The organism is Streptomyces sp. NPDC005492 (genome assembly GCF_040605995.1).
Classification (GTDB): Bacteria; Actinomycetota; Actinomycetes; order Streptomycetales; family Streptomycetaceae; genus Streptomyces.
In genome coordinates, this window is the sequence record NZ_JBEXDX010000035.1 from 73055 (window position 1) to 94074 (window position 21020).

Sequence of the window (21020 nt, forward strand, 5' to 3'; positions counted from 1 at the left end):
CGTGCGGGCATATGCGGGAGAATGGCCCGGTGACCTCAGCGACTCGACAGCCCGAGACCCCGGCCTCCGCCGTCCCGCCACGGCTGATCGCCACCGACCTGGACGGCACTCTGCTGCGCGACGACAAGTCGGTGTCCCCCCGCACGGTGGCCGCCCTCGCGGCCGCCGAGGAGGCGGGCATCGAGGTCTTCTTCGTGACCGGCCGCCCGGCCCGCTGGATGGACGTCGTCAGCGACCACGTCCACGGCCACGGCCTGGCGATCTGCGGCAACGGCGCCGCCGTGGTCGACCTCCACGGCGGCCCCGGCGCCCACCGCTTCGTGAAGGTCCGCGAACTGGCCCGGGAGAACGCCATCGACGCGGTAGGGCTGCTGCGCGACGCGGCGCCCGGGACGGTGTACGCGATCGAGCAGACCTACGGTTTCTACCAGGAGCCGGCGTATCCGAAGCTGCACATGGAGACCCCGGACACTCTCGCACCCGCCGAGAAGCTCCTCGCGTCGGACGCCCCGGGGGCCGACGAACCGGTGCTGAAGATCCTCGCCTTCCACCCCACGCTCGACCCCGACGCCTTCCTGACCACCGCCCGCCTCGCCCTGGGCGACCGCGCGACCGTCACCCGCTCCAGCCCCAGCGCGCTGCTGGAGATCAGCGGACCGGACGTCTCCAAGGCGAGCACCCTCGCCCTGTGCTGCGCGGAGCGCGGCATCGCGCCCGAGGAGGTCGTCGCCTTCGGGGACATGCCGAACGACGTCGAGATGCTCACCTGGGCGGGACGGTCGTACGCGATGGGCAACGCGCACCCCGCGGTGCTCGCCGCGGCCTCGGGCCGGACCGTGGACAACAACGAGGACGGCGTGGCCGTGGTGATCGAGCGGATGCTCGCGGAGCAGCGGTAACGGGCGGCCTCCCGGAGCACGCCCCTTACACGAGCGGCTCAGCCGGGCCGGTGGACACCCGGTCCCCCTGGTCGACGGCGGCGGCGGCGAGATGGGCGTACTGCGTGTGATGGCCGCCAGGGTGCTCGATCACGATCTCGATGCCGAAGGCGCCGCCGCACGACACCCGGACCACCCGGCCCGCTCCGGCCGCCCGCACCGTCGTGCCGATGGGCACGGCGAAGTCCTGGCCGGTGTGCCGGTTCGCCCAGCGGGAGCCTCCGCTGCTGAATCGGTGACAGTTGGTGACCTGGGTCGGCGGCTGGTCGAGACGGACGGCGCCCCGGCAGGTGCCCGGCGTTCCGCCGCTCCAGCGTCCGCCACACCGACGCGGCCTTCGCCTCGTCGTCCGCGAGACGTACCCCGGCCCGACGGCTCCTCCCGATCGCGTAGCCGACGGCCAGATCCGCCTGCGAGAAAACGTGCTGATCACGCATCAGGTCCTCGGGACTGTCCTTGAGGACGATCCGGGCCACCATCGGAACGCCACCGGCGCCGCCGTAATCGGCGCGGGCGATCCCGGCCCAGCTCCTCGTGCAGCCGTGAGATCTCCTGCCGTCGTTCCTCCAGCCGCGCCTCGGCCCGTCGGGCCCTGGCCCGTTGTGCATCGGCCACCTGCCGACCGACCTCGTATCGCTGTCTCGCCACGGCGGCGTCCTGCTACAGCCGCGCGCCGGCGTTCGCGCACAGCAGCACCGGAACGAGCAGCCGGCGACGGCGAGATGAGCGCATGTCAGCGATCACGGTCCGCGCGGCCGACCGGCGCCCTTTTCACGTCGTACGCATGGGGACACGTTGCCGCGGACCGCTCAACGGGAGCCCGCGGTGACGGGTGCCGCAGGGCTCAGCGGGGTGCCTGCCACACCACGGTCGTGCCGCCGCCGTCCGCGCCGATGCCGGGCCCGTATTCGCTGTCACCGCCCAGGGATTCGGCTCGCCGCTTGAGGTTCCTGAGGCCGCTGCGGCGACCGTCGGCGGGGATGCCGACCCCGTCGTCCGCGACGGTGAGCCGTACGCCCGGCCGCCCGTCGGGGAGGATCGCCGTCGCGTCGACGACGACCTCGATCCGGGTGGCCGCCGCGTGCCGGAACGCGTTGGAGAGGGCCTCGCGCAGGGCGGCGATGAGGTTCTTTCCGGTGAGGTCGCCGACCGTCGTGTCGAGCGCGCCGACGAAACGGTGCGCGGGCTGGAAACCGAGCGGCACGGCGGCCATGTTGATCTCCCGCAGCACCCGGGTACGCAGCCCGGAGGGCGCCTCGGCGGGACCTTGCTGGAGCGCGAAGATCGCGGAACGGATCTCCTGGATGGTGACGTCGAGTTCGTCGACGGCGTTGCCGACGCCCCGCCGCACCTCGGGGACGAGCGAGCCGCGTTGGGCGCTCTCCAGCATCATCCCGGTGGCGAACAGCCGTTGGATGACCAGGTCGTGCAGGTCGCGGGCGATACGGTCACGGTCCTCGTACACCGCGAGGCGCTCCCGGTCGCGCTGAGTCTCGGCCATCATCAGCGCGAGCGCGGCCTGCGAGGCGAACTGGATCGCCAGGGTGCGTTCCGCCTCCGTGAACGGCCGCCCGCCTCGCGCGCGCGGGGTGACGAGGGCTCCCAGGACGCGCCCGTCGCTCTGCAGGGGCAGCGCCATGACCGGCCCGTAGGCCCGCGCGAATCCTGTGACCATACGGGGATCGGTGGCCGCGTCCGCCACGAACACCGGCTGTCCTGCGAGGAGTTCGGCCACGATCCCGCTCTCCGGGGGCACGACCGTGCCGAGCGCGTCCGACGGCCGCTCCGAGGACACCGCGACGATCTCCATGCCGCCCGCGTCGGCGGGCAGCAGCACGATCCCGGCCGCCGATCCGGACAGCCTGCGGGCCCGTTCCGCGATGACCTGGAGCGCGTCCTCGGCGTCCCCGCCGGACAACAGTGCGGTCGTGACGGCCACCGACCCGTCGATCCACCGCTCACGCTGCTGGGCGGCCTCGTACAGCCGCGCGTTGCCGACGGCGATGCCGGCCTCGGTCGCCAGCACGCGGACCATCGTGAGGTCGTAGTCGTTGAAGGCGTCTCCGCCGTGCTTCTCGCCCAGATAGAGATTTCCGAAGACCTCGCCCTGGACGCGGATCGGAACGCCGAGGAAGCCGCGCATCCGGGGATGGTGCTCGGGAAAGCCCGAGAACCGCGGGTCCTTGGTCACATCGACGAGCCGGACCGGATCCGGCTCCCGGATAAGGGCACCGAGCAGCCCCTTGTGCCCGTCGGGAAACCGTCCGATGCGCCGCGCCGTCCCCGCGTCGACCCCGTGGAAGACGAAGTCCGCGAGAGCGTCGCCGTCCTGGTCGACGACGCCGATCCCCGCGTAACGCGCGTCCGTCAGTACGGCCGCCGCCCGGCAGATCCGCTCCAGCGTGGAGTGCAGTTCGAGCCCGCTGCCCACGGACCGCATCGCCTCCAGCAACTGCGGCATCCGCACGGCCAGTTCGGCCGAAGGCCCCGAGGGCGGCGACGGGGGACCGGGACTCGGGGCGGCTGACATACCCCGAGCCTAATAAGTCCCCTTTGTGACGGAAAGTCGAGAGCTCCGGCCGCGAGGCTCCCTACCCGGCCGCCACCAGCGACTCCGACTCCGCCTCCCGCTCCGCCATCCCCCGCAACGGCCCCTCCACCGAGGCCAGTCCGACGAACGGTCCGCGCTGCACGACCCGTCCCTCGTCCAGCACGATCACCTCGTCCACGTTCTCCAGCCCCGCCAGCCGGTGCGTGATCAGCAAGGTCGTACGGCCCTCGGTGGCGGCCAGCAGATCGGCGGTGAGCGCGTCGGCGGTCGCCAGGTCCAGGTGCTCGGCGGGCTCGTCGAGCACGAGCACCGGGAAGTCGGCGAGCAGGGCGCGGGCGAGGGCCAGCCGCTGCCGCTGCCCGCCGGACAGCCGGGCCCCGTGCTCACCGACGAGTGTGTCCAGTCCGTCGGGCAGAGCGTCGACCCAGTCGAGCAGCCGGGCACGCTCCAGCGCGGCCCGCAGTGCGTCCTCGGTCGCGTCCTTCTTCGCGAGGAGCAGGTTCTCGCGCACCGAACTGTCGAAGAGGTGCGCGTCCTGGGCACACAGCCCGACGAGCCGTCGTACGTCGTCGCCGTCCAGGGCGTACGCGTCCACGCCGGCCAGCGTGTACGAACCGGCGTCCGCGTCCAGGAAGCGCAGGAGCACCTGGGCGAGCGTCGTCTTGCCGGACCCGGAGGATCCGACCACGGCGACCCGGCGCCCCTTCTCCAGCGTCAGGTCGAGCCCGGCGAGCGCGTCCCGGTCCTGCCCGGTGTGCCGGGCGGCCAGTCCCCGCACGACGAGCGGGAACGGTGTCGCGGGCGCCTGGCGAGGCCGCTCCGGTTCCCGTACGGGCGCGGGAGCGTCCAGGACCTCGTACACGCGCTCCGCGCTCTTGCGCACCCGCTGCCGGTACTGCACGGCGAGCGGCAGTCCGAGGACGGCCTCGAAGGCGGCGAGCGGGGTGAGAACGACCACGGCCGTCAGCACACCGCTGAGCCGTCCCGCGGCGACGGCCTGGGCTGCCACGAGGGCGGTGGCGGCGACGGTCAGGCCGGAGATCAGCGCGGTGAGACCGTCGCCCAGTGCGGTGGCTGAGGCCGCGCGCCGCGCGATCCGGGTGAGGGTGCTGTCGGCCCGCCCGGCCTCGGCGGTACGGTCGGGCAGTGCGCCGGCGACCGTCAACTCCGCGGTCCCGGTGAGCAGTTCGGTCACTCGGGTCGCGAGCACTCCGCGAGCCGGGGCCAGCCGCCGCTCGGCACGGCGGGCCACGGCACCGGTCACGAGAGGGACGCCGACACCGGCCACGAGGAGACCGGCCGCGAGCACGGCACCGGCCTCGGGCAGCAACCAGGCCGTGAACCCGACTGTCGCGGCCGAGACGGTGGCCGCGACCCCGGCGGGCAGCAGCCAGCGCAGCCAGTAGTCCTGGAGCGCGTCCACGTCGGCGACGAGCCGGGAGAGCAGGTCGCCGCGGCGGGTGTCGCGCAGCCCGGCGGGTGCCAGCCGCTCAAGCCGCCGGTAGACGGCGACGCGGGTGTCGGCCAGCATGCGCAGCACGGCGTCGTGCGACACGAGTCGTTCCGCGTACCGGAACACGGCCCGCCCGATCCCGAAGGCCCGGGTCGCCGTCACCGCCACCATCAGATACAGCACGGGCGGCTGCTGCGAGGCCCGCGAGATCAGCCACCCCGAGGTGGCCATGAGCCCGACGGCGCTGCCCAGCGCGAGACTTCCGAGCAGCAGCGCCAGGGTGAGGCGTCCGCGCCGGGCACCGGACATGGCGCGGACCCGAGCGAGCACGCCACCCGCAGGTGCCGAGAACCGCGACCCGGGTCCGTCGGAAACAGCGGGACTCACCGGCGCCTCCGACGGGACCGGGCGCGCGTCGGCGAGCGCCGGCACGACGTCCGCGCGAGCCCCGGCCGCGCCCTCCGTCACCCGCACCACCCGGTCCGCCACCGCCAGCAGGGCCGGCCGGTGCACCACGAGCAGCACCGTCCGCCCGACCGCCAACCGCCGTACCGCCTCGACCACTTCGGCCTCGGTCGCCCCGTCCAGCGCGGCCGTCGGCTCGTCGAGGAGCAGGACGGGCCGGTCGGCGAGGAAGGCCCGGGCGAGCGCGAGCCGCTGCCGCTGCCCGGCGGACAGCCCGGCTCCGTCCTCACCGAGCACACTCCCGACGCCCTCGGGCAGCGCTTCCACGAACTCCAGGGCCCCGGCGTCGGCCAACGCCCGCCGTACGGCCGTGTCGTCGGCGTCGGGCCGGGCGAGCCGTACGTTCTCGGCGATCGTCCCGGCGTACAACTGCGGTCGTTGGGGCACCCAGGCGATCCGTGACCGCCACCGCTCCAGATCGGCGTCGGCGAGATCGACTCCCCCGACCCGCACCCGGCCCTCGGTGGGTCGCACGAACCCCAACAGGGCGTTCAGGAGCGTCGACTTGCCCGAGCCGCTCGGTCCGACGAGGGCTACCGTCTCTCCGGGTGCCACGGCGAACGACAGGTCCGAGACGGCGTCCACGGACCGCCCGGGGTACCGGACCGTCACAGCCTCGAAGGCCAGGGCGTCGGTGGGGACGTCGGCGGTTCCCGTGGCCGGCACCTCCGTCCCCAGTACCGAGAAGATCTCCTCGGCGGCCGCGAGACCCTCCGCCGCCGCGTGGTACTGGGCGCCCACCTGGCGCAGCGGCAGGTACGCCTCGGGCGCCAGGATCAGGACGACGAGACCGACGTAGAGGTCCATGTCTCCGTGGACGAGCCGCATGCCGATCGTCACCGCGACCAGGGCCACGGAGAGCGTCGCGAGCAGTTCCAGTGCGAAGGAGGAGACGAAGGCGATTCGCAGCGTCCGCATGGTCGCCTGCCGGTACTCGCCGGTGATCCGCCGGATCGAGTCGGCCTGCGCCTTGGCCCGCCCGAACACCTTCAGGGTCGGCAGCCCCGCGACCACGTCCAGGAAGTGCCCGGAGAGCCGGGACAGCAACTGCCACTGACGGTCCATCCGGGACTGCGTGGCCCAGCCGATCATCACCATGAAGAGCGGGATGAGCGGCAGGGTGACGATGATGATCGCCGCCGAGACCCAGTCCTCAGTGACGATCCGCGCCAGCACCGCCACCGGCACGACCACCGCGAGCCCCAACTGCGGGAGATAGCGCGAGAAGTAGTCGTCGAGGGCGTCGACGCCCCGGGTGGCGAGGGCGACCAGCGACCCGGTCCGCTGCCCGCTCAGCCAGCCGGGGCCCAACTCCACGGACCGCTCCAGCAACCGTCGCCGTAGCTCCGACTTCACGGAGGCGCTGGCACGGTGGGCGGCGAGTTCGGTGAGCCAGGAGACCAGGGCTCGGCCACCCGCGACGGCCACCAACAGCAGCAGGGGAGTGCGGAGCTCACCGACCGAGTGACCGTGCTGGAAGGCGCCGACCACCACCTCGGCGATGAGCATCGCCTGAGCGATGACCAGCGCCGCCCCGACGGCACCCAGGCCGACGACCGCCACCATGAACAGGCGGGTGGCGTGGGCGTAGTGGAGCAGGCGTGGGTCGATTGGTTTCACGTGAAACACACCCTCTTCTCAGGAGGTCCCAACGGGGCATGTTTCACGTGAAACATGCCCCGATCCGGACTCAGTGCGCTGCCTCGGCGATGTGCTGCGTACCGATCCGCTTGCGGAACACCCAGTACGTCCAGCCCTGGTAGAGCAGGACGATCGGGGTGGCGATCCCCGCACACCAGGTCATGATCTTCAGGGTGTACGGGCTCGACGAGGCGTTGGTGACCGTGAGGTTCCAGTCCGCGTTGAGCGAGGACGGCATGACGTTCGGGAAGAGCGACAGGAAGAGCATCGCGACGGCCGCCACGATGGTCACGCCGGAGAACGCGAACGACCAGCCCTCACGCCCGACTTGGATCGCCATCAGCGCCGCGACCAGTGCGGCGACGGCCACGACCATCGCGACCAGACTCTTGCCATCACCGCTGTCGACCTGTGTCCAGACCAGGAAGATCAGCGCCAACACGGCCGTGAGGAGACCGACTTGAAGGGCCAGCTTCCGCGCCCGCATCCGGATGTCCCCGACGGTCTTGAGTGCCGTGAACACCGTGCCGTGGAAGGTGAACAGCGTCAGCGTCACCAGGCCACCGAGAAGGGCGTACGGGTTGAGCAGGTCCCAGAAGTTACCGGCGTAGTCGAAGTTCTTGTCGATCTTCACGCCCCGCACGATGTTGCCGAAGGCCACACCCCAGAGGAACGCGGGGAGCAGCGAGGTCCAGAAGATCGCTGTCTCCCAGTTGCGCTGCCAGTTCTCCTCGGGCCGCTTGGCCCGGTACTCGAAGGCGACGCCCCGGACGATCAGGCAGACCAGGATGATCAACAGGGCGAGGTAGAAGCCGGAGAAGAGGGTGGCGTACCACTCGGGGAAGGCGGCGAAGGTCGCGCCGCCGGCCGTGAGGAGCCAGACCTCGTTGCCGTCCCAGACCGGACCGATCGTGTTGATCAGCACCCGCTTCTCGGAGCGGTCCCGGGCGAGCAGCTTGGTGAGGATGCCGACCCCGAAGTCGAAGCCCTCCAGGAAGAAGTAGCCGGTCCACAGGACGGCGATGAGGACGAACCAGACGTCGTGCAGTTCCATGACTGTTGCAGCTCCCTCGGCCTAGTACGAGAAGGCCATCGGCTTGTCGGCGTCCTGGGAGTCGCCGCCGATCTTCGTGGGCGGGTTGAGGTCGGCCTCGGTGAGTTCGGGCGGGCCGGCCTTGACGTACTTCGCGAGCAGCTTGACCTCGATGACAGCCAGGACGGCGTAGAGCGAGGTGAAGACGATCATCGAGGTGAGGACCTCGCCCTGGGAGACGCTGGGGGAGACGGCGTCACGGGTCTGGAAGAGGCCGTAGACGACCCAGGGCTGGCGGCCCATCTCGGTGAAGATCCAGCCCCAGGAGTTGGCGATGAGGGGGAAGCCGAGGGTCCAGATGGACACCAGCCAGTAGAGCCTGGTGAGTTTCGGGCCGAGGGTCTTGTTCTTGAAGAGGACCACGTTCGGCACTTCGTCGTCGCCGACCCGCAGATGCTGGGCCAGCATGAACTTCTTGCGGGTCAGCCAGAGTCCGGCCAGGCCGATCGCGAAGGACGCCATGCCGAAGCCGATCATCCAGCGGAACGCCCAGAAGGTGACGGGGATGATGGGCCGGTAGTCGCCGGGGCCGTACTTCGCCTGCTCGGCCTTGTTGGTGTCGTTGATGCCGGGCACGTACGAGTTGAAGTCGTCGTCGGCGAGGAACGACAGTATCCCGGGGATGGACAGCTCGACGGTGTTGTGGCCCTTGCTGACGTCGCCGTAGGCGAAGATCGAGAACGGCGCGGAGTTCTGGCCGTCCCACAGGGCTTCGGCGGCGGCCATCTTCATCGGCTGCTGCTTGAACATGACCTTGCCGAGGGTGTCACCGCTGACGGCGGTGAGCAGTCCGGCGATGGTGACGGTGACCAGGCCCAGCCGCAGCGAGGTCTTCATCACGGAGATGTGCTTCTTGCGGTACAGGTGGAAGGCGGCGATGCCGACCATGAACGCGCCGCCGGTCAGGAAGGACGCGGAGAGCGTGTGGAAGGCCTGCGCGAGCGCCGTGTTCTGGGTCAGCACATGCCAGAAGTCGGTGAGTTCGGCACGCCCCTTGGCCTTGTTGATCCTGTAGCCGACGGGATGCTGCATCCACGAGTTGGCCGCGAGGATGAAGTACGCCGAGAGGATCGTGCCGATCGACACCATCCAGATGCAGGCCAGGTGGATCCGCTTGGGCAGCTTGTCCCAGCCGAAGATCCAGAGCCCGATGAAGGTGGACTCGAAGAAGAACGCGATCAGTGCCTCGAAGGCGAGCGGGGCGCCGAAGATGTCGCCGACGAACCGCGAGTAGGCGGACCAGTTCATACCGAACTGGAACTCCTGCACGATGCCCGTGACGACGCCCATGGCGATGTTGATCAGGAAGAGCTTGCCCCAGAACTTGGTGGCCCTGAGGTACTTCTCCTTCTCCGTGCGCACCCACGCGGTCTGCAGCCCGGCCGTGAGCGCGGCGAGCGAGATCGTCAGGGGGACGAACAGGAAGTGGTAGACGGTGGTGATGCCGAACTGCCATCGCGCCAGGGTCTCCGGCGCCAGAGCCAATTCCACGTCGTCAGTCTCCTTATGTCGCCGTGGTCACAGCGGCAGTTTGCCCTTCATGTCCCGTACAACACCGGACAACCAGGACACGCTTGTGAACGCGTTCACATTCACAAGCAATTATGACGTACCGATTTTCGACATGGGAAGGGGGGTCCCCTAAGGCGACCCCCCTTACGGCACTCGTTACGAAGCCACAGCCGGCTACAGCTCCTTGCGGAACCCCTCCGCCACCTTCAGGAAGATGTCGTTGGCCTCGGTCTCCCCGACCGTGACCCGCACGCCCTCGCCCGCGAACGGCCGCACCACCACACCCGCCCGGTCGCACACCTCGGCGAAGTCGACCGTGCGCTCCCCCAGCCGCAGCCACACGAAGTTGGCCTGGGTCTCCGGGACCGTCCAGCCCTGGGCACGCAACATGTCGACCACGCGGCTGCGCTCGCCCACCAACGAGCCGACACGGCCCAGCAGTTCGTCCTCCGCGCGCAGCGAGGCGATCGCCGCATCCTGCGCGAGCTGGCTCACGCCGAAGGGCACGGCCGTCTTGCGGAGCGCCGCCGCCACCGGCTCGTGCGCGATCGCGAAACCGACCCGCAGCCCGGCGAGGCCGTACGCCTTGGAGAAGGTCCGCAGGACGCAGACGTTCGGCCGGTCGCGGTAGAGCTGCACGCCGTCCGGCACCTCGATGTCCCGGATGAACTCCCGGTACGCCTCGTCCAGCACCACCAGCACATCGTCGGGCACCCGGTCCAGGAAGCGCTCCAGCTCGGCCCGCCGTACGACCGTGCCCGTCGGGTTGTTGGGGTTGCAGACGAAGATCAGCCGGGTCCGGTCGGTGACGGCGTCCGCCATCGCGTCGAGGTCGTGCACATCGCCCGGGGTCAGCGGGACCTGCACCGCCGTGGCCCCGCTGATCCGCGTGATGATCGGGTACGCCTCGAAGGACCGCCAGGCGTACATGACCTCGTCGCCGGGACCGCTGGTCGCCTGGATCAACTGCTGGGCGACGCCGACCGAACCGGTGCCGGTGGCCAGGTGGGAGACCGGGACGCCGAACCGTTCCGCCAGCTCGTTCATCAGGCCGGTGCACGCCATGTCCGGGTACCGGTTGAAGGACGCGGCGGCCGCGGTCACGCTCTCCATCACGCCCGGCAGCGGCGGGTACGGGTTCTCGTTCGAGGACAGCTTGTAGGCCACCGGACCGTCGGCCGCGGCGGGCTTGCCCGGCTTGTAGGTGGGGATACCCTCCAGCTCGGCGCGCAGCTTCGGGCTCGTCTCGCTCACCGCAGTCCTCCTTGTGGCCACCACCGGCTTTCAATACTGCTCACCTTATGAGGATTCGGCGCCGCCGCGTACAGGCCGGGTCCGGGTGAGCGGGCGCCGAACGCGGGACCGCCTCACGTGTCACATCCACATCAGGGGCAACACCGGATGAAGGCGCACGAACCGGGGGCGCGCCGTACATATATCTATGCGCTGGTGGCTCACGCCGTAGCGCGCATCCCTCGTACAGGTGAGTTGAGACCTCTTCGAAACATGGGGGGCTCGGCAGGCCCATGCGCGCCGACAAGTCACGTAGTGCCATTGCAGCGGTTAACTGACTTTGTTTCTAAGGTAGTTGACCCCTTCTGACCATGCAGAAACGTGCCTGTCAACGCGTGCATATGCGTCCGCACTACCCCACCGCATGAGCCCTACTATCGGCTCGCCATGACAGCAGCAGGGAAGCACCAGGTGAGCCGCGCGGAAACCTCTCGTCGAGGAAGCCGGCCGGGCCGGGCGGGAATCAGAGACGTGGCCGCCGCGGCCGGAGTCTCCATCACGACCGTCTCCGACGCCCTCAACGGCAAGGGCCGGCTCCCGGACGCCACCCGACGCCATGTCCGAGAAGTGGCCGACCGGCTGGGCTACCGGCCCTCCGCGGCGGCCCGCACCCTCCGTACCGGCAAGTCGGGCCTCATCGGCCTGACCGTGACGACGTACGGGGATGAACCTTTCACCTTCACCGAGTTCGCGTACTTCGCCGAGATGGCACGGGCCGCCACCTCGGCCGCGCTCGCCCGCGGCTACGCCCTCGTGATCCTCCCGGCGACCTCGCGCCACGACGTGTGGTCGAACGTCGCCCTGGACGGGACGGTGGTCATCGACCCGTCCGACCACGACCCAGTGGTCAGCGAACTCGTCCGGCAGGGTTTACCGGTCGTCTCCGACGGCCGCCCGGCCGGCACGCTGCCGGTGACCGCCTGGGTCGACAACGACCACGAGGCCGCCGTCCTCGGCATCCTCGACCACCTGGCCGACGCGGGCGCCCGCCGGATCGGCCTGCTCACCGGCACCACGACGGACACGTACACCCACCTGTCCACCACCGCATACCTGCGTTGGTGCGAGCGTGTGGGCCAGGATCCGGTGTACGAGGCCTATCCGGCGCACGATCCGTGCGCGGGCGCTGTCGCCGCCGACCGGCTGCTCGCCCGCCCCGACCGGCCCGACGCGGTCTACGGCCTGTTCGACCCCAACGGCACGGATCTGCTGGCCGCGGCGCGGCGCTACGGGCTGCGCGTCCCGGAGGACCTGCTGCTCGTGTGCTGCAGCGAGTCCACGGTGTACGCCAACACCGAGCCGCCGATCACCACGCTCTCCCTGAAGCCGCGGCGCATCGGCACGGCGGTGGTCCAGCTCCTCATCGACGCCATCGAGGGCATCGATTCGGACCACCCGATCGAGCAGGTGATACCGACGGAACTGATCGTACGGACGTCGTCGCAACGGCGTCCGCCTCGGACTACGGTCAGTCCGCCTCGGTCGCCTGAGGGGAAGTAGGGCGGGCGGTTCCGGGGGGCTGATTACCCGTCGGATGGGGGTGGGGTTCGGTCTGGGATCGGATGCAGGGGGTCCGGTTCTGGGGGCGGGGGTCGTCGGATCCGGGGTGGGGTGGAGTTCGGGGGGCGCACTGGTGCGGGAGGGGAGCGGGACTTGGGGTGTTGTGACGGAGCTTGCCTTGGCTGTCGTCACCCGGGGGACGAGGCCGGGCTGCTGCCCTCGCCGTAGTCACGTCGCGCGGTGCCGGGACTCCCACCCGGCGCCGCGCAGGCGGACGAACGGGCTCCGGGGCGGGAGGTCCGGGCGTCGTACCAGCGGGGGCGAGGCCCGGACTTTCATCGGGCGCCGTTGCCGTTGCCGTGCCGGGATCCACTCGGCTACGGCGGCCAGGGCGACGGGTGTTCGAGCTTCCGGCGGCGGCCTCAGAGGGGCGGGGTGCTGTGCCCGTCCGCTGCGCTGTAGCGGACGGGCGAGACAGGAGCCCCGGCCTCCGGTCGGCTCTCACGAGCGGCCGGATCGCTGTCCCGGACTCCGGTCGGTCCTCACCCAGGTACGGAACGGCATCCGGACTTCGACCTGGCCGTCGGGGACGGGCGGAACGGCGTCCCGGGCTCCCACCAGCCCTCCTGCACGGACGAAACGGCGTCCCGGACGCCCGCCAGGGCGCCGCCGACGGGCAGATCTGCCGCGGACTTCCACCCAGCCGCCGCCGACAGCAGACCGGCGTCGAGACTCCCCGCCAGCCCGCACGCACGGACGAAACGCTGCCTCGAACTCCCCCGGACGCCCACCCAGCCGCCACCGACGGACAGATCAAGGCCGAGGACTCCCACCAGCCGCCTCACACAAGCGAAACGGCGCCCTGCCTTCCACCTAGCCCGCGCGGACGAGCAGACCCGCGTCCGGCTTCCCCACCCACCGACCGTCACACACGAAAACGCCGCCCGAACCCCAGCTCGCCGCCCCCGCAGGGACGGAACGACGTCCCGGACGCCCATGCAGCCGCCGACAGGCAGATCTGCCGTGGACTCCCACCAGCCGCCGCACACAGGCGAAACGGAGCCCGGACTCCCCCCCTGGCCGCCGCAGGCGAGCGGATCGGCACCCCAGACTCCCGCCGGCCGTCACGGACGAGCGGATCGGCACCCCACTCCCACCAGACACCCCGCCGCACGGACCGGCGCCAGGACTCCCACCCAGTACCGGGAAAGGCGGACCCGGCAGCGCAAAGACGGCCCTCGCCCCGCAAAGCTGGCCCCCCGCCCCCGCCAAAAGCGAACCCAGTGCTCAACAACCCAACCCAACCCACCCCAGCCCCCCCACCCCCACCAACGAAAACCAGCCACACCTCGGCGGGAACCCACCGGGCGTCAAGTAGACGGCGAGCGGTAGAAGACCTGCCCAATCGGGGCGAAAGCCGCGGTGAAGTGGGGTCCTGCTCTGATTCACCACCCCTGGGTCATCACATGGCGCGATCCGCATTCCTATGATGGGCCCACGACACCGCGGGCCGCTGCGACCAGGCAGTCCGATGCGGTGCAGTTGCGGCGCGATGGTGGAGGGGTCGATGACTCAGGGGGCCGGTCAGGGACCCGAGGTGGAGCGGACGGCGACGTTGCGCGACTTCCGGGTGCCGGCGTACGTCCACGAGACCGGTCCGTACGCCGACAGCGCGCAGCCCGGCGAGACCGTACGACCCGACGAGCAGGCCTTCGACGAGGCCTATCCGGAGGGCTACACACCCACTCAGCGCGATCTGCCCGTCATCAATCGGGGTGACACGGTTCAGGTCGGGGTGGACCCGGCGCCGGTGGCCGCCCCCCGGCAGACGGAGGGCCCCGGTCCGCTGTTCGTCGTAGGCGATGTGCACGGCTACCTCGACGAACTGGTGGCCGCACTGCGGGAGAAGGGCCTGATCGACGCGGCCGGCAACTGGTGCGCGGGCACCGCCCGGCTCTGGTTCCTCGGCGACTTCACCGACCGCGGGCCCGACGGCATCGGCGTGATCGACCTGGTGATGCGGCTGTCCGCCGAGGCGGCCGCGGCCGGCGGCTACTGCAAGGCCCTGATGGGCAACCACGAGCTGCTGCTGCTCGGCGCCAAGCGCTTCGGCGACACCCCCGTCAACTCCGGCGCGGGCACCGCCACCTTCCAGGCGGCCTGGCTGCTCAACGGCGGTCAGAAGACCGACATGGACCGCCTCCAGGACGTCCACCTGCAGTGGATGTCCCGGCTGGACGCCATGGAGCAGGTCGACGGCCATCTGCTCGTCCACTCCGACACCACCGCCTACCTCGACTACGGCGACTCGATCGAGGCGGTCAACGACAACGTCCGCGAGACCCTCACGCGCAACGACGCGGACGAGGTGTGGGACGTCTTCCGCAAGTTCACCAAGCGCTTCTCCTTCCGCGACGAGGGCGGCGCCGAACATGTCCGCTCATTGCTCGACATGTACGGCGGAAACCGGATCGTCCATGGTCACAGCCCGATTCCCTACCTCCTGGGCGACGTCGGCTCCGAGGACGGCGAGGACACCGCGAGTCCCGTGGTCGAGGGACCGCACGTCTACGCCGAGGGGCTGGCCATCGCGATGGACGGCGGAGTGACCATGGCCGGAAAACTGCTGGTCCAGCAACTGCCGCTGGATATCTGAGCGTTATTCGGGCAGGTGCCCCCCTCGGAGGACCGGCGGACGACAGCGCTGGCCAGGGGCCAATTTCTGGAAACCCCCTGTCACCGTGTGCCGTCGCCGCTCTACCATCGGCTTATCCGTAGCAGGCTCCCCTCCGTTTCTGCCCGACGGCTCGTTGTCATGCGAGCCCCAAGCCCTACGGAGCATCGGGGGATGCACATGAACAGCGTTCCGCAGCACCTGCACAGCGAGGACCGCCAGGAGTACGAGCGGATCCTCGACGAGGCGCTGCGCTCCGCCCCTACCCGCCCGGAACTGGCCGCTGTCGGTGAGCGGCTCAACCCCGAACAGTTGCGCACCATGGCGCTGAACGCCACCGCACTCATCACGGCGGCCGCGGCGACCGAGTACCAGCACTACGTGAAGGTCCGCGAGGAACTGCGCCAGCCGGCGTCGTCCACCCCCTCGCCCGTCCACGAGGTCGGCTCCGCGGAGCCGGGCGGCGTGGGCGCGATGGGGCTCGCCACCACCCTGGGGGAGGCTGCCGAGGGTGCGGGTGCCGTCGCCGTCGCCGCTGTCCTCACCCCCGTCCTCGCCGGCACCGCCGCGGCGATATTCCTGCTCGTGGGCTACATCCTCAAGATGATCAATCCCGAGCCCGCGTTCGCCCAGACCATGCTCACCGCGGGCTGGGTGTTCGGCGCCATGACCGCCGCGGCGATCATCGTCGCGATCGTCGGCCTGCTGCTCACCGCTCTGCGCAACAGGCCCTCGCCCGACACCGGCCCCTACGGCGAGTCGGGCGGTGAAGTGGCCCGGGCCAGGGACGCCTGGCACGACGCCCTTCTGGAACGCGGCATCCTGCCGTTCCTCCAGGAGGCGCTCGCGGCTCCGGGTACGGCGGCCCTGCGCCGTACGACTCCATCGGCACCGACCGGTCGCATGCCGCACCTCGGCTACGACCGCCCGGGCTTCTCCAGCCCCGACGAAGGCCCGGAGCCGGGCCACCGCCCGCGCTTCAGCAGCCCGGACTTCTCCAGCCCGGACTTCGGGGGGCCCGAACACCTGCCGGAGTAGCCCCTCGGCTTGCGCCCCCACCCAGGGGAGCGCAAGCCGAACGCCCGGTCCCACAGGGCCCGTTGAGTGATGCGCTCGTCGAACTCCCCCTTCATCCCGGCACGGTCGGATCAGCCGGTACTCCCCGCACGCCCCACGCCCTGTCGATGAGGAGCCGGATGTCCGCCCGCATGCACGCCATCGTCCAATCCGCGTACGGCGGCCCCGAGATGCTCGCCTACGTCGAGACCGACGTCCCCGAGCCCGGCCCCGGCGAGGTGCTCCTGCGGGTGGCCGGCGCCGGCGTCAACCCCGGTGACGCGGTGCTCCGCTCCGGGCGGGTGCCGGAGCTGGTCCCCCTGCCGTGGACGCCGGGCAACGACGTGGCCGGTGTCGTCGAGCGGGTCGGCGAGGGAGTGACACGGTTCGCGCCGGGCGACGAGGTGTACGGCATGCTTCCCGTCTCCCCGCGCGGCGCCTACGCCGAGTTCACCGCCGCGCCGGCCGACGTGCTGACGCCCGCACCGAAGAACCTCGACCTCGTGCACGCCGGGGCCGTACCCCTGGTCGCGGTCACCGCATGGCAGGCCCTGGCCGTACTGGCACGCGTCCGGCCCGGCGACCGGGTGCTGATCCACGCGGCGGCGGGCGGCGTCGGTCACGTCGCCGTCCAACTGGCCAGGGAACTCGGGGCGTACGTCATCGGCACCGCCCGCCCGGTCCACCACGACTTCCTGCGCGAACTGGGCGCCGACGAACTGATCGACTACACCGCCACCGACTTCCGGACCACCCTCGCCCCGGTGGACGCGGTCCTGGACCTGGTCGGCGGTTCTTACGGCCCCCACTCCCTCGACGTGCTGCGGCCGGACGGTCTGCTCATCGGCGCGTCGATCGACCCGGGGACGGACGAGCAGCAGGCCGCCGCCCGTGGCCTTCGCTACACATGGGTCACGGCCGAGCCCTCCGGTGCCCTGCTGAAGCAGATCACCGAACACATCGAGGCAGGTCGGCTACGGGTCTCCGTCGACCGCCACTACCCGCTGGCCGAAGCCGCCGAGGCCCATCGCGCCATCGAGGCCAAGCGCACCACGGGCAAGCTCCTCCTCGTACCGTGACCGAGTCGGCCAACTCATCCGACTCGTTGGGGGGTTACGTACACCTCTCACTCTGAGGACAGTCCCATCCTCTCCCGCGCCGGGTTCCGGTTGGCTGGTGACCGTCACCGATCACCACCCAGCGCACCGGGGGTCCGACCATGCACATGCCGTCATCGAAGAAGTCCGGCGCCGCCGGACTGGCAGCGGCGCTGCTCGTCCTGACCTCACCCGCGGCCGCAACCGCCACCACCGCCGGGCACACGGAGCCGGGGCACTCCTCCACCGAGGCCGTGCTCCGGCAGGACCTGGCAGCCGTACGGAGGGCCGGCGGCGGCGATGTGAACGTGCTGGCCAGGGTCGACGGGCCGAACGGTCCGCCGCTCATGGCCCGCCTCGGCACCCGGACCGCCGACTCCTCGGACTCGATCCCCTGGAACGCGCACTTCCGGGTGGCCAGCACGACGAAGACGTTCGTGGCGACCGTCGTCCTGCAACTCGTGGCGGAGAAGCGGCTGTCGCTCGACGACACCGTCGAGCACTGGCTGCCGGGAGTCGTGACGGGCAACGGCAACGACGGCGGCCGCATCACCGCCCGCGACCTCCTCCGCCAGACCAGCGGCCTGTACGACTACATCGACGACCCGCAGATCCAGGACCGCCTCCTCAACCACTTCGACGAGAACCGCTACGACACCACCCCGGCGGCCGACCTGGTCGCGGTGGCGATGCAGCATCGGCCGCTGTTCCTACCGCGTCCGGGCGGGGCCACCCGATGGGCGTACTCCAACACCAACTACCTGCTGGCCGGGATGATCGCCGAGAAGGCCGGCGGCGCGAGCTGGCAGGACCTGGTCGAGCACCGCGTGATCGCGAAACTGGGACTGCGCGACACCTCCATCCCCGGACTCGATCCGTTCCTGCCGGACCCACACGTCAACGCCTACCTAACGACCCCGGACGGCAAGCGTCTCGACGTCACCGATCACAGCCTCCAACACACCGCCGACTCCGGTGTGGTGAGCACCACCGCCGACCTGAACACCTTCTTCCGCGCCCTGGCCGGCGGCAGGCTGCTCCCCGCCGAGCAGTGGCACGAGATGCGGCGGACCGTCGAGCGGAACGACGACCCGGAGGACGTGGCCGAGATGCCCGAGGGCACCTACGGCCTCGGCCTGCGCAGGATCCCGCTCTCCTGCGGCGGCTTCTACTACACCCACGAGGGCGACGGAGCGGGCGTCAACACCCGCCCCGCGGTGAGCGCAGACGGCAGGCGCGCGGTGACCATCTCCCTCACGACCACCGCCGCACCGCCCGACCTGGCCGCCCTCAACCGCGCCACGGGCACCCTCGTCGACCACGTCCTGTGCCACACGCCGAAGAGCTAGGCGCTCGTCGTCAGTCGGCGATCGGGAGGTACACCCGATTGCCCGCCGCCGCGAACTCCTTCGACTTCTGAGCCATGCCCTCTTCGACCTCCGCCTTGGTGCCGCCGTGTTCGCGGCGGATGTCATGGGAGATCTTCATCGAGCAGAACTTCGGCCCGCACATGGAGCAGAAGTGCGCCGTCTTGGCCGGCTCCGCCGGCAGAGTCTCGTCGTGGAACTCCCGTGCCGTGTCCGGGTCGAGGGCCAGGTTGAACTGGTCCTCCCAGCGGAACTCGAACCGGGCGTCGGACAGCGCGTCATCCCACTCCTGTGCACCTGGGTGCCCCTTGGCGAGGTCGGCTGCGTGGGCGGCGATCTTGTAGGTGATGACGCCGGTCTTGACGTCGTCACGGTTGGGCAGGCCCAAGTGCTCCTTGGGCGTGACATAGCAGAGCATGGCCGTGCCCCACCAGGCGATCATCGCGGCACCGATGCCGGAGGTGATGTGGTCGTACGCCGGCGCGACGTCCGTCGTCAGCGGGCCGAGCGTATAGAACGGAGCTTCATCACAGATCTCCTGCTGAAGGTCGATGTTCTCCTTGATCTTGTGCATCGGGACATGTCCCGGGCCCTCGATCATGGTCTGTACGTTCAAACGCTTCGCGATCGTGTTGAGTTCCCCGAGCGTCCGCAATTCCGCGAACTGCGCCTCGTCGTTGGCGTCCGCGATCGACCCCGGCCGCAGACCGTCGCCCAGCGAGTACGTGACGTCGTAGGCGGCCAGGATTTCGCACAGTTCTTCGAAGTTCTCGTAGAGGAACGATTCCTCGTGGTGCGCGAGGCACCACGCGGCCATGATCGAGCCGCCGCGCGAGACGATGCCGGTCTTGCGGTTCGCTGTCAGCGGGACGAACGGCAGTCGTACGCCCGCGTGGACCGTCATGTAGTCCACGCCCTGTTCGGCCTGTTCGACGACCGTGTCCTTGTAGATCTCCCAGGTCAGCTCCTCGGCACGGCCGTCGACCTTTTCGAGCGCCTGGTAGAGCGGCACCGTGCCGATGGGGACGGGGGAGTTGCGCAGCACCCACTCGCGGGTGGTGTGGATGTTGCGGCCGGTGGACAGGTCCATGACCGTGTCGGCGCCCCAACGGGTCGCCCAGGTCATCTTCTCGACCTCCTCCTCGATGGAGGAGGTGACCGCGGAGTTGCCGATGTTGGCGTTGACCTTCACCAGGAACCGCTTGCCGATGATCATCGGCTCGATCTCGGGGTGATTGACGTTGGCCGGCAGCACGGCCCGCCCGGCCGCGATCTCCTCGCGGACCACCTCGGGCGAAACCTGCTCCCGTACGGCTACGAACTCCATCTCGGGTGTGATCTCGCCCCGTCGCGCGTAGGCGAGTTGCGTGACCGCCGTGCCGTCGCGTCCGCGCCGCGGCTGACGTGGCCTCCCGGGGAAGACCGCGTCGAGGTTGCGCAGTCCACCGCGCGGTGACGTGTGCTTGATCCCGTCGTCCTCGGGTCGGACGGGACGACCGGCGTACTCCTCCGTGTCGCCGCGGGCGATGATCCAGTTCTCCCGCAGCGGCGCCAGGCCCCTGCGGACATCGGTGTCGACGAGCGGATCGGTGTACGGGCCGGAGGTGTCGTACAGCGTCACCGACTGCCCATTGGTGAGATGCACCTGACGGACCGGCACGCGCAGATCGGGGCGTGAGCCCTCGACATACCCCTTGTGCCAGCCAATGGGCTGTTCGTCCTGGCTGACGGCAGACGTGTGTGCGTCCTTGTTGGTCATGAGACCTACTCCCTACGCCGGCATTACCCGGTAACAGGTTCGGCGGTCGACGCAGCGGCTTCCGTCAGCCGATGTTCCATGTGAAACATCACTCGATTCAGGTGACGTTTCACGTGAAACAACGCAAAGACGAAGGTCAGCGCCCTCTCAGCCCGGTGCTCCGAGCTCCCGCGTGTGCAAAGGTGCCTCCACGCTAGCGTCATATGTGGCGCGGTGAACAGTGGGCCCCCGGCGTTCTTGCGATGATCGGGCGGTGACCACGACGCAGCAGCCCCCGTACCCGCCGACCGGGCCGCAGCATGGCCACGAACACGGGCATGGTTCCGGTTCCGGAGATGACCACGGCTCAGGTGGGGATGGTGAGCACGGCTCCGGAGCGGGCGGTGGGCACGGTCATTCGCACAGCCATGGGCCCGCCGCCCCCGTCTCCCGCCATCTGCGGAAGGTCATCGCGGCGATCCTGATCCCGTTCACGGTGGCGGTCGTGGTCGGAATGGTCGTGCTGTGGCCCGGCGGTGCTCCGTCGCACAAGCGCACCGGGGTCGGCTTCGACCGGCAGACACAGCAGGCGACGGTCACCAAGGTCGTCAGCGTGAGCTGTGCTTCGGTGAACGCCTCGGG

At 70.2% G+C, this 21020-nt stretch carries 12 protein-coding genes, 2 pseudogenes and 1 riboswitch; of the genes and pseudogenes, 7 read left to right on the forward strand and 7 right to left on the reverse strand.

All coding sequences use genetic code 11. The annotated features are described in order from the left end of the window. The first annotated feature begins 11 nt into the window (after window positions 1-11). Window positions 12-899, forward strand: coding sequence for a Cof-type HAD-IIB family hydrolase (locus ABZT04_RS34115; protein ID WP_356061122.1), 888 nt, complete (start codon window positions 12-14; stop codon window positions 897-899). 52 nt (window positions 900-951) lie between these two features. Here ABZT04_RS34115 and ABZT04_RS34120 read toward each other — a convergent pair. The 6 genes and pseudogenes from ABZT04_RS34120 to hisC all read right to left on the reverse strand — a co-directional run. Further along, window positions 952-1586, reverse strand: a pseudogene (locus tag ABZT04_RS34120) (M23 family metallopeptidase); the annotation flags it as partial. Window positions 1587-1782: 196 nt separating this feature from the next. Continuing rightward, the gene (locus tag ABZT04_RS34125) at window positions 1783-3468 is read right to left on the reverse strand and encodes a GAF domain-containing protein (protein WP_356061124.1); all 1686 of its coding nucleotides are present in this window, start codon (window positions 3466-3468) and stop codon (window positions 1783-1785) included. Window positions 3469-3529: 61 nt separating this feature from the next. Further along, window positions 3530-7027, reverse strand: coding sequence for a thiol reductant ABC exporter subunit CydD (gene cydD, locus ABZT04_RS34130; RefSeq protein ID WP_356061126.1), 3498 nt, complete (start codon window positions 7025-7027; stop codon window positions 3530-3532). Window positions 7028-7097: 70 nt separating this feature from the next. Then, complete coding sequence (gene cydB, locus ABZT04_RS34135; protein WP_356061128.1) at window positions 7098-8102, reverse strand: cytochrome d ubiquinol oxidase subunit II; 1005 nt, start codon at window positions 8100-8102, stop codon at window positions 7098-7100. Window positions 8103-8123: 21 nt separating this feature from the next. Then, complete coding sequence (locus tag ABZT04_RS34140) at window positions 8124-9632, reverse strand: cytochrome ubiquinol oxidase subunit I (protein WP_356061130.1); 1509 nt, start codon at window positions 9630-9632, stop codon at window positions 8124-8126. 195 nt (window positions 9633-9827) lie between these two features. Beyond that, complete coding sequence (hisC, locus tag ABZT04_RS34145) at window positions 9828-10907, reverse strand: histidinol-phosphate transaminase (RefSeq protein ID WP_356061132.1); 1080 nt, start codon at window positions 10905-10907, stop codon at window positions 9828-9830. 426 nt (window positions 10908-11333) lie between these two features. Here hisC and ABZT04_RS34150 point away from each other — a divergent pair, with 426 nt between their 5' ends. The 5 genes from ABZT04_RS34150 (at window position 11334) to ABZT04_RS34170 (ending at window position 18622) form a co-directional block, all read left to right on the forward strand. Then, window positions 11334-12446: a LacI family DNA-binding transcriptional regulator gene (locus ABZT04_RS34150; RefSeq protein ID WP_356061134.1), complete on the forward strand. Its 1113-nt coding sequence runs from the start codon at window positions 11334-11336 to the stop codon at window positions 12444-12446. Between the two features lie 1552 nt (window positions 12447-13998). Continuing rightward, window positions 13999-15102, forward strand: coding sequence for a metallophosphoesterase (locus ABZT04_RS34155; RefSeq protein WP_356061136.1), 1104 nt, complete (start codon window positions 13999-14001; stop codon window positions 15100-15102). Window positions 15103-15294: 192 nt separating this feature from the next. Continuing rightward, window positions 15295-16158 carry a hypothetical protein gene (locus ABZT04_RS34160; RefSeq protein WP_356061138.1) on the forward strand — a complete coding sequence of 288 codons (864 nt, stop codon included), beginning with the start codon at window positions 15295-15297 and terminating at the stop codon, window positions 16156-16158. Window positions 16159-16316: 158 nt separating this feature from the next. Then, on the forward strand, window positions 16317-17255 hold the full coding sequence (locus tag ABZT04_RS34165) for an NADP-dependent oxidoreductase (protein WP_356061140.1): 939 nt from the start codon (window positions 16317-16319) through the stop codon (window positions 17253-17255). A 140-nt stretch (window positions 17256-17395) separates the two neighbouring features. Then, the gene (locus tag ABZT04_RS34170; RefSeq protein WP_356061142.1) at window positions 17396-18622 is read left to right on the forward strand and encodes a serine hydrolase domain-containing protein; all 1227 of its coding nucleotides are present in this window, start codon (window positions 17396-17398) and stop codon (window positions 18620-18622) included. A 10-nt stretch (window positions 18623-18632) separates the two neighbouring features. On the opposite strand, the gene thiC is transcribed toward ABZT04_RS34170, so the two are convergent. Beyond that, entirely contained in the window at window positions 18633-20399 is a 1767-nt protein-coding gene (gene thiC / locus ABZT04_RS34175; RefSeq protein ID WP_356061144.1) for a phosphomethylpyrimidine synthase ThiC, read from the reverse strand. Further along, a riboswitch (TPP riboswitch) is annotated at window positions 20392-20581 on the reverse strand. Its footprint overlaps the gene before it by 8 nt. A gap of 71 nt (window positions 20582-20652) precedes the next feature. Between thiC and ABZT04_RS34180 the strand changes: the two are divergent. Further along, a pseudogene (locus ABZT04_RS34180) lies at window positions 20653-21020 on the forward strand (YibE/F family protein); the annotation flags it as partial.